15 protein-coding genes are annotated in these 15077 nt (G+C 70.7%); 11 read left to right on the forward strand and 4 right to left on the reverse strand.

Annotated features, from left to right (window positions below; genetic code table 11):
• The first annotated feature begins 43 nt into the window (after nt 1-43).
• From RPX00_RS27585 to lepB, 5 genes are all read left to right on the forward strand, one after another.
• Complete coding sequence (locus tag RPX00_RS27585) at nt 44-1360, forward strand: cysteine desulfurase (protein ID WP_406629666.1); 1317 nt, start codon at nt 44-46, stop codon at nt 1358-1360.
• A complete protein-coding gene (sufU, locus tag RPX00_RS27590; protein WP_009075916.1) occupies nt 1357-1806 on the forward strand; it encodes a Fe-S cluster assembly sulfur transfer protein SufU in 450 nt (149 codons plus the stop codon). Before RPX00_RS27585 ends, sufU begins: the two co-directional genes overlap by 4 nt.
• A complete protein-coding gene (locus tag RPX00_RS27595) occupies nt 1803-2201 on the forward strand; it encodes a metal-sulfur cluster assembly factor (RefSeq protein WP_406629668.1) in 399 nt (132 codons plus the stop codon). The genes sufU and RPX00_RS27595 overlap by 4 nt, the downstream gene beginning before the upstream one ends.
• Before the next feature lie 216 nt (nt 2202-2417).
• Nucleotides 2418-2768: a hypothetical protein gene (locus tag RPX00_RS27600; RefSeq protein ID WP_406629669.1), complete on the forward strand. Its 351-nt coding sequence runs from the start codon at nt 2418-2420 to the stop codon at nt 2766-2768.
• Between the two features lie 87 nt (nt 2769-2855).
• On the forward strand, nt 2856-3626 hold the full coding sequence (gene lepB, locus RPX00_RS27605) for a signal peptidase I (RefSeq protein WP_406629670.1): 771 nt from the start codon (nt 2856-2858) through the stop codon (nt 3624-3626).
• Here lepB and RPX00_RS27610 read toward each other — a convergent pair.
• Complete coding sequence (locus RPX00_RS27610) at nt 3541-5472, reverse strand: ABC1 kinase family protein (RefSeq protein WP_406629672.1); 1932 nt, start codon at nt 5470-5472, stop codon at nt 3541-3543. The two genes, lepB and RPX00_RS27610, sit on opposite strands and share 86 nt — an antisense overlap.
• 173 nt (nt 5473-5645) lie before the next feature.
• On the opposite strand from RPX00_RS27610, the gene RPX00_RS27615 reads away from it, so the two are divergent.
• Nucleotides 5646-6188 carry a snapalysin family zinc-dependent metalloprotease gene (locus tag RPX00_RS27615; RefSeq protein ID WP_406629674.1) on the forward strand — a complete coding sequence of 181 codons (543 nt, stop codon included), beginning with the start codon at nt 5646-5648 and terminating at the stop codon, nt 6186-6188.
• Nucleotides 6189-6386: 198 nt separating this feature from the next.
• Here the strand turns inward: RPX00_RS27615 and RPX00_RS27620 are convergent, their stop codons facing one another.
• On the reverse strand, nt 6387-7112 hold the full coding sequence (locus RPX00_RS27620) for a class I SAM-dependent methyltransferase (RefSeq protein WP_406629676.1): 726 nt from the start codon (nt 7110-7112) through the stop codon (nt 6387-6389).
• 83 nt (nt 7113-7195) lie between these two features.
• On the opposite strand from RPX00_RS27620, the gene RPX00_RS27625 reads away from it, so the two are divergent.
• Together RPX00_RS27625 and RPX00_RS27630 are read left to right on the forward strand one after the other, a co-directional pair.
• Nucleotides 7196-8395 carry a histidine kinase gene (locus tag RPX00_RS27625; protein WP_406629678.1) on the forward strand — a complete coding sequence of 400 codons (1200 nt, stop codon included), beginning with the start codon at nt 7196-7198 and terminating at the stop codon, nt 8393-8395.
• The gene (locus tag RPX00_RS27630; protein WP_406629680.1) at nt 8392-9036 is read left to right on the forward strand and encodes a response regulator; all 645 of its coding nucleotides are present in this window, start codon (nt 8392-8394) and stop codon (nt 9034-9036) included. Before RPX00_RS27625 ends, RPX00_RS27630 begins: the two co-directional genes overlap by 4 nt.
• Here the strand turns inward: RPX00_RS27630 and RPX00_RS27635 are convergent.
• On the reverse strand, nt 9020-10699 hold the full coding sequence (locus RPX00_RS27635) for a GGDEF domain-containing protein (protein ID WP_406629682.1): 1680 nt from the start codon (nt 10697-10699) through the stop codon (nt 9020-9022). The genes RPX00_RS27630 and RPX00_RS27635 overlap by 17 nt on opposite strands.
• 145 nt (nt 10700-10844) lie before the next feature.
• Complete coding sequence (locus RPX00_RS27640) at nt 10845-11951, reverse strand: lycopene cyclase family protein (RefSeq protein ID WP_406629683.1); 1107 nt, start codon at nt 11949-11951, stop codon at nt 10845-10847.
• 38 nt (nt 11952-11989) lie between these two features.
• Here RPX00_RS27640 and RPX00_RS27645 point away from each other — a divergent pair, with 38 nt between their 5' ends.
• The 3 genes from RPX00_RS27645 to RPX00_RS27655 all read left to right on the forward strand — a co-directional run bounded on the left by RPX00_RS27645 (nt 11990) and on the right by RPX00_RS27655 (nt 14851).
• Nucleotides 11990-13552, forward strand: coding sequence for a deoxyguanosinetriphosphate triphosphohydrolase family protein (locus tag RPX00_RS27645; RefSeq protein ID WP_406629685.1), 1563 nt, complete (start codon nt 11990-11992; stop codon nt 13550-13552).
• 178 nt (nt 13553-13730) lie between these two features.
• On the forward strand, nt 13731-14084 hold the full coding sequence (locus RPX00_RS27650) for an N-acetyltransferase family protein (RefSeq protein ID WP_406629686.1): 354 nt from the start codon (nt 13731-13733) through the stop codon (nt 14082-14084).
• 50 nt (nt 14085-14134) lie between these two features.
• A complete protein-coding gene (locus tag RPX00_RS27655) occupies nt 14135-14851 on the forward strand; it encodes a barstar family protein (RefSeq protein WP_406629688.1) in 717 nt (238 codons plus the stop codon).
• Nucleotides 14852-15077 lie beyond the last annotated feature (226 nt).

The following is a 15077-nucleotide window of genomic DNA, read 5'->3' on the forward strand; positions in this document are numbered from 1 at the left end:
CGCGCCCCGTTCCCGACGACACCGCGAGAGAGGAGTTGGCTCGATGACCACCACGGCTTCGAACAGCCCGACCAACTCTGTTCCCCTTGACGTGGCGGCACTGCGTGCCGACTTCCCGATCCTGACGCGCACCGTGCGCGACGGGAAACCCTTGGTGTACCTGGACTCCGGAGCGACCTCGCAACGGCCGGTGCAGGTGCTCGACGCGGAACGGCGGTACGTGTTCACGTCGAACTCGGCCGTGCACCGCGGTGCCCACCAGCTGTCCGAAGAGGCCACCGACGCCTACGAATCCGCGCGCGCCAAGACCGCGGAATTCGTCGGCGCGGACCCGGAGGAGCTGGTGTTCACCAAGAACGCCACCGAGGGCATCAACCTCGTGGCGTACGCGATGAGCAACGCCGCCACCGCCGGTCCGGAGGCTGAACGCTTCCGGATCGGCGAGGGCGACGAGATCGTCATCACCGAGATGGAGCACCACGCGAACCTGGTGCCGTGGCAGCAGCTGTGCCAGCGCACCGGGGCGACGCTGAAGTGGTTCAAGGTCACCGCCGAGGGCAGGCTCGATCTGTCCGATATGGACAGTGTGATCACGCCGCGCACCAAGGTGGTCGCGTTCGCGCACCAGTCCAACGTGCTCGGCACGGTCAACCCGGTGGACAAGCTGGTGGCCAAGGCGAAGGAGGTCGGCGCGCTGACCGTCCTCGACGCCTGCCAGTCCGTGCCGCACTTCCCGGTGGACTTCCACGCGCTGGGCGTCGACTTCGCGGTGTTCTCCGGGCACAAGATGCTGGCCCCGTCCGGCATCGGCGTGCTGTACGGCCGGACCGAACTGCTCGAAGCGATGCCGCCGTTCCTCACCGGCGGCTCGATGATCGAGCTGGTCACCATGGAGCGCACCACGTTCGCCGCGCCGCCGCAGCGGTTCGAGGCCGGGGTGCCGATGACGTCGCAGGCGATCGGTCTCGGCGCGGCGGTGGACTACCTGTCCGCCGTCGGGATGGACCGCGTCGCGGCGCACGAGCACGAGCTGGCCGCCGCCGCGATCGCCGGCATCGGCGCGATCCCGGGCGTGCGCATCGTGGGGCCGACCGATCTCGAAGACCGGGGCGCGACCGTCGCGTTCGTGATCGACGGCGTGCACCCGCACGACGCCGGCCAGGTGCTCGACAGCCTCGGCATCGCGGTGCGGGTGGGCCACCACTGCGCGTGGCCGCTGCACCGGGCCTGTTCGGTGCCCGCGACCGTGCGGGCGAGCTTCTACCTGTACAACACGCTGTCCGAAGTGGACGCGCTGGTCGCCGGGATCCGCGAGGCGCAGAAGTTCTTCGGGGTGGCCCAGGACGGGGCCGCGCAGTGAACCTGGAGAGCATGTACCAGGAGATCATCCTGGACCACTACAAGAACCCGCACGGGCGCGGCCTGCGCGATCCGTTCGACGCGGAGTCGTTCCAGGTCAACCCGACCTGCGGCGACGAGATCACCTTGCGGGTGAAGGTCAGCGACGGCAAAGTCGAGGACGTGTCCTACGACGGGCAGGGCTGCTCGATCAGCCAGGCGTCCGCGTCGGTGCTCACCGACCTGGTCGTCGGGCACACGGTCGACGAGGCGTTCGCGACCATGGACGCCTTCGTGGAACTGATGCAGGGCAAGGGCAAAGTCGAACCGGACGAGGACGTACTGGAGGACGGCGTCGCGTTCGCCGGCGTCGCGAAGTACCCGGCGCGCGTGAAGTGCGCCCTGCTCGGCTGGATGGCGTTCAAGGACGCCGTGTCCAGTACCACCACAGGAGCTGAGAAGGCATGAGCGAAGAGACGGTCACCGACCCGCGCGAGGGGCGCACCGCCGCGGACCTGCCCGAGCAGGCCGCCGCCGTCCCCGCCGACATCGCCAAGATCGAGGACGTCGAGGAAGCGATGCGCGACGTCGTCGACCCGGAACTCGGCATCAACGTCGTGGACCTCGGCCTGGTCTACGACATCCGGGTGGAAGCCGACAACACCGCGACGCTGGACATGACGCTCACGTCCGCGGCCTGCCCGCTCACCGACGTGATCGAGGACCAGACGTCGGCGGCGCTGACGTCCGGCGGGCTCGTGAGCGACTTCCGGATCAACTGGGTCTGGATGCCGCCGTGGGGCCCGGAGAAGATCACCGACGACGGCCGGGAGCAGTTGCGGGCGCTCGGTTTCACGGTCTGAGGGTTATCGCTTGCGGAGGCCGCTTCCGGTTCGCCGGGGGCGGCCTTCGGCGTATCCGGGGCTGATGCGTTCGGGCGCATGCCGGGCGGAACGCCGGATTCTGTCGGGGCCGGGTGCTATGACTGATCGATGACCGAATACGGCGCTGAATCCGTTCCGGAAAGACCTGAAGAAAGACTTGAAGAGAGACCCAGCCGCGGCCTGGCGGTGGGCGCGGTGTCCGTGGCCGCGGTGAGTTTCGCGCTCGCGGTGCTGACCTGGCTGGCCTGGCTGCTGGTCCGGCCCCGGCTGCTGATGACCGGGATGTATCCGATCGTGGCCGAGGTGTTCGTCCTGGTGCTCGGCGCGCTGTGGTTCGCGGCGCTGCTGGCCGGGGTGCTGGCGACAGTGCTGGGGCTGCTCGGCGGCGCACGGCGCTACGGCGGCGACCTGGCCCGCAAGGGCGCGCTGCTGGGCGGGTTGACCGTGGTGGTGGCGCTGGCCGGGACGGTCGCGTTCACGGTGAATCCCGGCGTCTCCCCGCTGTATCCCGCCGGGCGGCCGCTCAATTCGATCCTCCGCGAGTGAGGTATGTATAACGACCTATACGGCGGCGGCCGGTGCGGTCGGCTCCGGGTCGGTAACGGTCGCGCGGGCCGCTTCGATGATCGCTGAGTGACGGAAGACTTCCCGGCCGCGCCGCCTCCGGCAGTGCGCGGGCCGCGCCGGTTTCCCTGGCTGCTCGCGATCTTCGTCGTGCTCATGGCCGCGGGTGCCGTGGTGACGGCGACCGGGCTCCTCAAGGTGTTCAGCTACCGGTCGGTGGTCGTGACCGGCGGGGCGATGGCGCACACCGTCGCTCCGGGCGAGCGGGTCGTCTTCGGGCTGCGCGAGGGGCAGGAGATCCATCGCGGCGACCTCGTCGTGTTCAACGCGAGCGCGTTCGGCGACGGACGGCGCGGGATGTTTCTGCAGCGCGTGATCGCGGTCGGCGGCGACGAGGTCGAGTGCTGCGACATCGAGCGCCGGATCAAGGTGAACGGCAAGTCGATCGCCGAGCCTTACGCGGTCGGCGAGCAGACGACCTTCTACGCGAAAGTGCCGCCGGGTGCGGTATTCGTGGCGGGAGACCGGCGGGACGACGCGGACGATTCCCGGTGGCGCGTCAACGAACCCGGCGGCGGGGCGGTGTCGCTGTCCGCGGTGTACGGAGTCGTGTCGGCCACCGGGAACCTGTTCTGGGTCAAGCAATTCCCGGCGACCACCGCGTTCACCGACGCCGGATTGCCCGGGACGACCGAGCCGGATTCCGGGCCGGTGACCGGCCGGATCACCGCGGGGGCCGGGGCGGGGTTGTTCCTCATCGGGTTCGCCGGTCTGCTCGGGACCGTCGTCCGGAGCGCCGGAAAACGACGAAAAGCAGCCGCAGCCCCGCCAGTGCGCTGATCATCAGCAGGTTGTAGCCGAATACCTGGTTCAGCGTCAGCCCGGGCACCAGCTGCGGTCCGCTCGAACTGGCCAGCAGCAGCACGGCCATGAGCCCGGTCGCGATGCCGACCAGTGCCAGCAGTACCTCGTGCACGAGGCCGGTCACCAGGTCGCGGTCGCGTTCGTCGGAGAACAGCCGCATGTTCACCGACAGCCTGCCTTCTTCGAGCGCCGCGCCGATCCGGTCGACGCGGCGGGGCAGGCGGCGCAGCACCGGCAGCAGGGCGGTGAATTCGTCGGTGACGGTGCGGCGCAGGGTTTCCGGGCGCAGGCCGATGCGTTCGGTGGCGAACGCGCGGGACTCGGCGACCAGGTCGAAGTCCGGGGCCAGCGTCGCGAGGGTGCCTTCCATGGTGGCCAGCGCGCGGAAGACCGCGGCGATCGGCGGCGGGACGGCGAGGCGGAAGTCGGCGACGACGCGGAACAGGCCGGTGAACAGGTCGAGCCCGGGCGTCCGGCCCGGTCCGAAGTGGCGGGCGAGCAGGACGCCGAGTGCGCGTTCCAGGCGTTGCTCGTCGAGGTCGTCCGGGCGGTGCACGATTTCCAGCAGTCCGTCGCGGACGCCGGCGGGGTCGCCGCGGTCGATGGCGGGCAGCAGGGCCTGCAGACCGGCGCGCAGGCCGGTGTCGAGGCGGCCGACGGAGCCGAAGTCCAGCAGGCCGAGCGTGCCGTCTTCGAGGAGCAAAACGTTGCCGGGGTGCGGATCCGCGTGGAAGACCCCGCCCAGCAGCACCTGGTCGAGCAGGCCGCGCAGGAAGGTGCGGGCCAGGTCTTCGCGGGAGCGCCCGGAACTGGTGGCGAGCGGTTTGCCGTCGAGCCGCCGCATCACCAGAACGCGCTCCGTGGACAGTGCTTTGTGGACAGTCGGCAGCGTGACGCCGGGGGCCGGATGCGCGGCGATGGCGTCGATGTTCGCGGCTTCGGTGCGGAAATCCAGTTCGTCCTCAAGGGATTCGGCGAATCCGTCGGCCAGTTCCCGTACGCCGAGCGACCGTGCCCAGCCCGCGCGTTCGTACAGCACGGCGGCGAGCCTGCGGACGATGTCGATGTCGCGTTCGACCTGTTCGCGGATTCCGGGCCGCTGCACCTTCACCACGACCTCGGCCCCGGACCGCAGCCGGGCGCCGTAAACCTGCGCGATCGACGCCGCGGCAAGGGGTTCGTCGTCGATGTGCGCGAACGCGGCGAGGTCGATTTCCTCGCGCAGCAAGGCGCGCACCTCGTCCTCGGGCGCGGGCGGCACCTGGTCGTGCAGCCGGCTGAGTTCGCGGATGTACACCGGGGGAAGGAGATCTGCGCGGGTCGAAAGCAGTTGCCCGAGTTTCACGAACGTCACCCCGGCCTCTTCCAGCGCCAGTCGCAGCGACCGCGCGAGTTTCGCCGAGCCGTCGGGGTCCGCGGTGCGGCGTCCGGTGAGGAACGAGCCGAGGCCGTGCCGGATCGCGATGCGCATGATCCGCGAGTAGCGCCGGGCGCGGGCCGCGCGGGACCGCAGCGAGCGCAGCCGGGCGAACAACCCGGGTCCGCCGGACGGAATCGCGAGTTCGGCGACGAACAGGACCAGCAGGGTCACCGCGAGCGCGCTGCCCGCCAGCGGGATCAGCAGGCCAACCGCGACCCCGGCGTTGCTCAGCACGGCGACCGGGAACATCCGGATGACGGTGCCCGCGACGATCCAGCCGGCGAGCGCCGCGCCGAGCGCCCGGACGAGACCGACGCGCACCCCGAGCACTTTGCGGGCCGCGGCGACGAGCGGCCACAGCACCACGACGTAGGCCAGCAGGCCGAGCAGGATCGTTTGCATGCCGACGAGCACACCAGCGCGGCGGCGCGCGCGGATCCAGCCGGGGCGGGACGGGCCTCCCTCTCGCGGGGGAGCGCCCTACTTTCGGACGTAGTCCCTCCCGGTGGTGAACTTCTAACGTCATCCAGCGGACAAAGGGTTGCTTGCTTTCCCGATGAGCTACGGAGGACACGATGCACGCACGAGGGTTCCGGCGGATCGCCGCACTGACCGCGGTCGCCGCCGCGCCGCTCGGCTTCGGCCTGGCCACCGCACCCGCCGCGTCCGCCGCCGCGGCGACCACCGTCTACTACAGCTCGGCCGGCGCGCCCGACTACGTCTCCCAGATCGACCAGGGCGCGGCCAACTGGAACGCCGCGGTCAGCGACGTGCGGCTGGTGAAGGACGAGGGCAAGGCGACGATCACCATCCACGAGGTGCACAGCGGCGGCTCGTACACGCAGACCGACGGGCACGGCAACGGCGACGTCTACCTGGACACGAGCCAGGTCGCCGAGGGCTACGACCCCACTCGGATCGCCGCGCACGAACTCGGCCACAACCTCGGCCTGCCGGACCACTACGAGGGACCGTGCACGGAGCTGATGTCCGGCCACGGGCCGGGCACGTCGTGCACCAACGCGAAGCCGGACGCGCAGGAGTCGGCGAAGGTGCAGCAGTTGTGGGCCAACGGGGTCCGGATCGAGGGCACGCGGGTTACGAAGACCGTCTACTGAGGGCGTCGTGAGTGGCGATCACGGTTCTAACCGGGATCGCCACTCACGAGACCCGGCCACGACGCATACCCGCGCGGGACAGACCTGTTGCCGCGGACAGCAAGGGGACGACGGTGAGAGACACGCTCGGTGCCCCGCTGCTGGGGACCTCGTGAGTGCCTATGCCGGTTCTAACCGGGATCGCCACTCACGACCCCGCTACTCCGCCTGCAGCAGGAAGAACAAGAAACTCGGGCTGACGCACAGCATCCGGTAGTCCTCCGGGAACAGCTTTTCCGCCTCCGGCACCGGTTTCGGCTCGCTGATCGTCGAGATCCGGAACCCGGCCTCGGCGAACGCGTCGGTCATCGCGTGCAGCGGGCGGTTCCAGAAGCTCATCGGCGTCGTCCGGCCGTCGACCTCCCAGTCCTCGGTCCATTCGTAAGTGGCCGAGTAGTCCGTCTGCTGCCCGGCCTGGCGTTGCAGCAGGTGGATCGCGTACGGATGGTCGACCACCACGATCAGCCGTCCGCCGGGCCGGAGGACGCGGTGGAATTCGGCTAGCGTCGGGCCCCAATCCTTCAGGTAGTGCAGCACGAGCGAGGCGACGACGTCGTCGAAAGCGTTGTCGGCGTAGGGGAGTGGCTCGGCGACGTCGGCGACGCGCAGGTCCACGTCCGGGCCTAGCCGCTGGCGGGCGATTTTGAGCATGCCGCTGCTCAGGTCGAATCCGGACACCTCGGCGCCGCGTTCGCGCAGTGCGACGGTCAGCGGTCCGGCGCCGCAGCCCGCGTCGAGAATCCGCCGTCCGGCCACGTCTCCGGCCAGCGCCAGCACGGCGGGCCGCTCGTAGTAGGCGTTCTGGATCTCGGTGTCCGACATGGCGGTGTAGGTCTCGGCCAGCAGGTCGTAATCGTTGATCACGGCGCTCTCTTCCGAAGGCATGCGATCCAGGCTGCCAGAAAACCGCTGCGAGGGTCCCGCTCTGGAGGGAGGCGCCCGCCCGGACCGCCTGTCAGGATTGGCGGGTGCGTTTCCTCCGTCCGCTGGTCAGCGGGGTCACCTATCGCCGGTGGGTGTACTTGATCCTCGGCGCCGCGCTCAGCGTGCCGTACCTGCTGCTCGCGATGATCGCGATGCCGTCGCTGATGCCGTTCGCCACGACGATGGGCTGGGCGAGCCTCGCCGGATTCGTCGTGACGGTCGCCGTGCTGGCCGCGACCGCGTTTCTGCCCGCGGTGCGGGTGCTGGAGGCGGCGGCGGTGCGGGAACTGCTCGCCCAGCCCGCGCCCGGACACGGACGGCTGCGGTGTGCGGCGATGTTCGTCCTGCACGTCGCGGCCGGACTGGTGACCGGGCTCGCGACACTCGCGCTGCCGGCCGGATTCGGGTTCGCGATCAACGCGGTCTTCACCGGTCGGCTTGTCGACACGCCGGATTTCCGGCTGACGGTTCCGCGCGGCTGGGCGTCGGCGTGGCTGCCCGCCGTGTTCGTGGTGGCTTTCGTCCTGCTGATCTACTTCGTGTGGGGCGTCGGCGGATTGCTGCGTCGCGCGGCGGCCCGGTTGCTCGGCTGGTCGGCCGCCGAACGCATCGCGCAGCTGGAACGGCGCACCGACCAGCTCGCCGAACGCACGCGGCTTGCGCGTGAACTCCACGATTCCGTCGGACACGCGCTTTCCGTCGTCACACTGCAGGCCGGGGCCGCACGGCGGACGCTGCACACCGATCCCGGCTTCACCGAGGAAGCGCTCACCGCGATCGAGGAGTCGGCCCGCACCGCGCTCGACGACCTCGACCACGTACTCGGCCTGCTTCGCGAAGAAGCGCGCGACCGGACGCCGCACGCGGGTCTCGCCAATCTGCCAGCGTTGATCACCGTGACGCAGCAGTCCGGCACGGATTGCCGCGTCGAGGTGGAGGGCGATGTCGCGAAGGTGCCCGCGGTGGTGTCCCGCGAGGTTTACCGGATTCTGCAGGAATGCCTCACCAACGCGGTCCGGTACGCGGGCAAGGTGCCGGTCACCGTCGCGCTGGCGGTCGCGGACGGGCAGCTGCGGGCCGAGGTCGCGAATCCGCTCGGCTCGGCCCGGCCGTCGCGCGCCCGGGGCGGACGCGGCCTGCGGGGCATGGCGGAACGGGCGGAGCTGGTGGGTGGCAAGCTGTCCGCGGGACCGGTGGGCGAAAACTGGGAGGTCGTGGTGACGGTGCCGTGGGGGACCCGGTGAGCGTGCGAGTCCTGCTGGTGGACGACGAACGGCTGATCCGGGCCGGGCTGCGCGCGATCGTGGACAGCGAACCGGACCTGACCGTGGTCGGCGAGGCCGCCGACGGCGCGGAGGTGCCGGGCCTGGTCGGGCAGCTGCGGCCGGACGTCGTGCTGATGGACGTGCGGATGCCCGCCGTGGACGGGATCCGCGCGACGGAGCATCTTCTGTCCGCTGTGGATGATCCGCCGAAGGTGATCGTGGTGACCACCTTCGAGAACGACGACTACGTGTACGACGCGCTGCTCGCCGGGGCCAGCGGATTCCTGCTGAAACGCGCGCGGCCGGAGGAGATCGTCGCCGGGATCCGCACGGTGCTGGCGGGCGATTCGCTGCTGTTCCCGGCCGCGATCCGGGGCATGGCCGCGCGGCGTGCGCCCGCGACGGGCGCCCCGCTGGACTTCCTGACCGAGCGGGAACGCGACGTGCTGCGGCTGATGGCGGCCGGACTGTCCAACGGGGAGATCGCCGCCGAGCTGTATCTGGGGCTGCAGACGGTGAAAACGCACGTGGGGAACGTGCTGGGGAAGCTGGGCGCGCGGGACCGCACGCAGGCGGTGATCCGGGCCTACGAGTCGGGGTTCGTCAGGCCGACCGGCTGATCGCGACGTCCCGGCCGATGCCGCGCAGGACCTCGACGCGGTCGCTGCCGGGACGGCTGAGGACCCAGCTGGAGCCGGGAACGGCTTTGGCGCGTTTCTTCAGCGGGGCCAGCAGCCGGGAAGCGTCCCGATAGGACGGAATGGTGCCGCTGCCGCACACCAGCGTCGCCAGGGAAACCGTGACCGGCATGCCTTCGGCGGACCAGTGCGTGTCCAGCAGCGCCGCGGCGACCGTGCCGATTTCGTCCACGTCGCACACGATCAGGAAATCGTCGCCGCCGACGTGGCTCACGCGCATCCGCGGCAGCCGCCGGGAGAGATCGGTGAGCGTTTCGCCGAGGGCGCGGATCAAATCGTCGCCCGCGGCGAAGCCCGCGTTGTCGTTGACCGACTTGAAGGCGTCGACGTCCAGCCACGCCGCCACGAACTGCTCGCCGCTCGCGATCCGGCGTTCGACGTCGCGGGCCGCCGCCTCGCTGCCCGGCAACCGGGTGAGCGGGCTGAGCGTGACGGCCTCCTCGACCTTCGCCTCGGCGACGCCGCGCACGACCTCGGTCACCAGCACCACGCCGAGGCAGTGCCCGGCCGCGTCGACCACCACGACGTCGTCGCCGGTGCGGCCCCAGTCGGCGTCGGTGACCAGTTCGAGGAATTCCAGCGCGCTCGCACCCGCCTCGATCAGATGCGGTTTGTCCGCCAGCCGCGCGGCGGACCGTTTCGCGTGCAGGGCGTGGCCGTACGGACCGGTGATGGTGACGAGGAAACGCGTCCGGTCGACTGACCACTGTGGACGGTTGTCCGCGTCGACGCCGACCACGCCGCTCGGCGCGTCGGCCGCGGCGAGCACCTCGCGGACGTCGTCGCAGGTCGCGTCCACCGGCAGGGTCGTGGCCGGGCGCAGGAAATCGCCGACGCGCGGGGCCTGCGGCGGCGCGGGCGTGCGCCGGTCCTCCGGGAGGACCGCGCCGGAGGCGGGCGCGGACCGGTGCGCGGCGGGCGGCGCGAGCAGGTTGCCCTGCGCGATCCGGACGCCGAGCTGCTGTGCCGCGTCGAGCTGCGACTCGGTCTCGATCCCGGTCGCGACTAGCCGGATGTTCGTGCGCGTCGTGTAGTGCAGCAGCGCCTCGACGACGGCTGTCGACGCCGGGTCGCCGGGCAGCCCGCGCAGCACGCTGCGGTCGAGCTTCACCAGGTCCACCGGCGACTGCGCGAGCAGCGCCAGCGGGAGGTCGCCGCGGCCGAGCCCGTCGAGCGCGAGCCGGAAGCCCAGTTCGGTGAGCGCGCGCATGCCGTCGAGCAGGCGGCCGGTGGGCAGGTGCGTGAACGGCGGCCCGACCTCGAGCACGACGTCGCGGGTGCGCCGTCCGGCCGCGCCGAGTTCGGCGATCAGCTCGTCGAACGCCTCCACCGGCGACGCGAGCGTGCGCGCGGAGAGGTTGAGGTGCAGCGGGAGCGCGCTCGGGCGCTCGGTTTCCTGCCGCACCGCGGCGGCGGCCAGCCCGAGGTCGACCTCGGTGAGCCTGCCCTCGCGGCGGGCCTCGGCGAGAAGTTCGTGCGCCGTGCCCCGGCCCGGCCGGGCCAGTGCCTCGTACGCGACGACCCCGCCGGTGTGCAAGCTGTACATCGGCTGGAAGGCGAATCGGACCGCACGCAGCGTCGTCACGGAGGCGATACTCGCACCGCCGAAGGCGACTGCGAAACCGTTGTCAGCTGATGTTCACCGGCGCGGCACTTTGGCCACCGGATCGGACTAGCGAAATGCTTTCGGCGTTCCCTCGATCGGGAGCGGGAAAATTCCCGGCACCGGCTCAGCCGAGCAGCCGGCGGCGGATCCCGGCCGGGGCCGCGCGGAACAGGTTTGCCATGGTCGCGGCAGTGCCGGGCAGGTCGGTGCGGCCCGAGGTGAACGCGCGCTGCGCCGGGACCGGGAGGCTGAAGAAAAGATCGAAAAATTGCGCTGACTGCGCGGGTGACATTCCGCACAATGCACGGAGTCCGTGGCGGCGCAAGACGTGCACCGCGCGGGCTTCCGGCGGCCACAATGCCTTCCGCGCGGCGCTGGCCGCGGCCGCCGGGCCCGCGTCGAACGCGCTGGCGAGGGCGTCCGCGACGCGGGGCGCGAGCTGCAGCGCGGTCGCGAGGCTGTAGCCGGTCGCCGGGTGCACGAGCGCGCCCGCGACCCCGAACGGCACCGCCTGGCCGCGCTTCGGCAGCGGGACGTCGAGCACGATCCGCACCCGCTCGACCCGGCCCGCCGGACGGATTCCCGCCGCGGTGAGCCGTGCGTGCAGCCGCTGGGCGAGTTCGGACACTGGCAGTCCGGGCTTGCGTGCCAGGGACGTCTCCTCGACCAGCACCGAGCCGTCGCCGAGCGGGAGGAGGTAGCGGAAGCTGTCCGTGCCGTCGCGCCAATCCATGAAGACCGCGGTCTCGGCCGGTGCCAGGCGTTCGGCCTGGTCCGCGGGCAGCACGAGCCCATACGCGGTCTGCTCGGCGCGTGGGCCGCGGAGTTTGGGCGCGCCAGACGCGTCGACGAACACCGCCGTCGCCAGCCGCCGACCGTCGGCGAGGAGAACGGTCGAACCGTGCGGGCCGTGCTCCGCGCCGTCCGCCTTGCCTGTGATGACCTGGACTTTCGGCTCGGTCAGCCACTCGCGCAGCCCGGTGTTGTCGAGCACCCGATACGCGCGATCGACGCGGTGCTCGCGAGTTCCGTACGCCAGCGTCGTGGCCGGAGCCGCCGCGATCGCCCGATCCGGCAGTTCGGGGACCTCGTCCGCCCACAGTCCGTAAGTGTTCGGCCACTTTCGGTGCGGATCCGGGTCGAGGACGGCTGTTTCCAGCCCTCGCCGGGCGCACGCGGCCGCCAGCGCCCGCCCGGCCGGGCCGCCGCCCGCCACCAGCACGTCGGTCATCCCGCGATCCTGCCGTACGGGCGGATACGGTGAGACACATGGACGAGACCGATCCGAGGGCAGCGCGCCGGGACCCGGAGAGCGGGGCGGGCGGGTTCACCGATCTGGCGACCAGCCCGTTCCGCGTCGACCGCGACCGGATCACCGCGTCGCCGTTCTTCGCGCGGCTGGGCGGGGTCACCCAGGTGGTGAGCGCGGGCGGGGCCGGGCTGCTGCACAACCGGCTGACGCACAGCCTGAAGGTCGCGCAGGTCGCGCGCGGGATCGCGGAGCGGATCACCGGGGCGAGCGAATCGGCCGAACTGGCGATGAAACTCGGCGGCTGCGATCCGGACGCGTGCGAGGCCGCCGCGCTGGCGCACGATCTCGGGCATCCGCCGTTCGGGCACCTCGGCGAGCAGACCCTCGACCGGATCGCGCGGCACCGGTTCGGCCTCGCCGACGGTTTCGAAGGCAACGCGCAGACGTTCCGCATCCTCACCACGACGGACGTGCGCGGCCCGTCGTCGATCGGCCTCGACCTCACGACGGCGGTCCGCGCGGCGGTCCTGAAGTACCCGTGGGCGCGTCTGCATTATCCGCAGCCGCATCCGACCGAGATGCCGTTGCCGCCGCGCGGCGCGGCCGAACCGGACGACGCTCCCGGGACCGGCGCGAGCAAATTTTCCGCCTATGTCACGGAATTGGACGACTTCGAGCAGTCGCGCGCCCCGTTCGCCGCGCGGATCGAGCCGTGGCAGCAGACCGTGGAAGCGTCCGTAATGGACACTGCCGACGACATCGCGTACGCGATCCACGATCTGCAGGACTTCCACCGCATCGGCGTCCTGCAGCACGCGCCCGTCGCCGCTGAACTGGGGGAGTGGCTGGCGCACGCCGTCGAACTGGCCTCTTTGGACGATGCCCGGCTGAGTGCCGAGATCCGCCGCCCAGGCCGTTCCCTGGAGCGGATGCGCCGGCGGATGCACCTGAAGGACAGCTGGATCGTGGACGACGACGCCTTCGCCGCGGCCGTCGCGAGAGTCCAGCGAGAACTGGTCGACGGCCTCCTCGCGGACGGCTTCGACGGCTCGACCGAAGCCGAACAAGCGACCGCCGCGTTCTCCGCGAACTGGACGGCGCGGCTGGTCGACGGGGTGTTCGTCCTGTCGTCCCCGTCGACCCGGTCCGGACACGTCTCGCTGCGGCCCGCGCAGTGGCACGAGGTGCAGGTGCTGAAGTTCGTCCACCGGCGGTTTGTGTTGCTGCGCCCCGATCTCGCGTTGCACCAGCGCGGTCAGGCGAGCCTGGTCACGACGCTGGTCGACGCCCTGGACGCGTGGCTCCTGGACCGCGACGAGGCTTCCCGGCTGCCGCGCCGGCTGCACGACCTGATGGAACTGGCGCACGACGAGTACGCCGGCCTGGCCCGGACCGCGCCGGAGCTGCTGGTCGGCGCGACCGGGGAACGGATCGAGGGCGCGGACGCGGTGCGCGGCTTGGCCAGGGGCCGGGCGGTGGTGGACTTCGTGGCTTCGCTGACGGACAAGCAGGCGGTGACGTTGCTGGAGGCGCTGTCGGGCCGGTCGAGCCAGCCCTGGTCGGATTCCTTCGTGCTGTAATCGGCTTGCATCGACCGGGGTTCGACGGCCACGGTGGACGGATGCCGTTGACGATCCGGGAAGCCGGCGCCGAGGATTGGCCGGGGATCTGGCCGATCGTCCGGGACGTGGTGACCGAGCAGCAGACGTTCCCCTACGACCCGGCCATGACCGAGGCGGAAGCCCGGGAATCTGGCTGGTGCCCGCCCCGGCGCGAGTGGTGGTCGCGGCCGAGGGGGACCGGGTGCTGGGCACGGCGAACATGTATGCCAACCGGCCGGGTCCGGGGAACCATGTCGCGTCGGGGAGTTTGATGGTGGCCCGGGATGCGCGCGGTTCCGGGGTGGGGCGGGCGTTGGTTGTTGACCTGATCGAGTGGGCTCGGCGGGCTGGGTTCATGGCGGTGCAGTTCAATGCGGTGGTGGAGACCAATGTTCCGGCGATTCGGTTGTACGAGAGTCTGGGGTTTGTGACGTTGGGGGTCGCGCCGGGGGCGTTCCGGCATCCGGTCGAGGGGCGGGTCGGGCTGCGGATCATGTGGCTGGAGCTGTGACTCGTCACGGACAGCGGCAACTCAAGTCCCCGCGGACGGAGGGAAGCGGGATGCCCTTGTACCGGCTCGTCTCCGACGAGAGCTGCCCGGATTTCGTACTCGCCTTCGAGTCGTTGTCCGGGTTCTTCGCCGACGAGACGACCGACGGGCAGATGATCCTCGAGGGCGTTCGCAACGCAGCCGACGCGCGTCCGGCGACTATGGACGATGCGGTGCTCGAGGTGGTCGACGATTCCGGAGAAGCGATCGGCAAGTATTGGCTCGGCTGCTTCACGCTGAAGCCGAAGAACATTCTCCTGGCTCCGGACGGGGCCGACAGCCTCGAAGTTCCGTCCCGCGGCGGCGAGCCGTTTCCCCATGCGCAGGCGATCTGGGCGCGGTGGAGCCGAGGATCGGTCCAGCCTCGCGAATGGACTCGGTATCCCGCGGCCCAGCACGGCGACTGGATGCACGTAGTGCAAAACGCGTGGTTCACCTCGGGAAAGCACGCGATGCGATACGGCACGGGCGACATCGTCATCGACGGGAAGGGCCTGTCGTCGAAGGACTCGTTCTACTGTGCCATCGGCGAGGCGGCGAACGGTCCAGGCGGGTACTTCGGCAGCAACTTGGATGCGCTCGACGACTGCGTCCGGAGCGGATCGGAGCGGGGACCGCGCTATTCGGTGGTCTGGAATGCCGTCGAGACGTCTCGCCGAGTCTTGGGCGATGCCTTCGTGGACGCGGTCACGGAAATCTTCGGCAACCGCGGAGTCGATCTGCGCTGACCGGCGAATCCGGTGCACGGTCGGGAGGAGCCAGTGCTGCCCGGTGCAGGGCAGCTTCGGCCGAACGGCCTACGACGTCCGGCGGGAGGCGAAAATTGCTCCGCCAACGTCACCCCAACGGCCGTTTTTCCCGGACAGAAGTGGGACTTAGCTGGATCCAGCCGGTGATCACCGGCGTTGGCCAGCGTGAGTCGGGGCACGCGGTGTGAGATCGGAGGCGCACGTG

Source organism: Amycolatopsis sp. WGS_07 (assembly GCF_045278895.1).
Taxonomy (GTDB): domain Bacteria; phylum Actinomycetota; class Actinomycetes; order Mycobacteriales; family Pseudonocardiaceae; genus Amycolatopsis.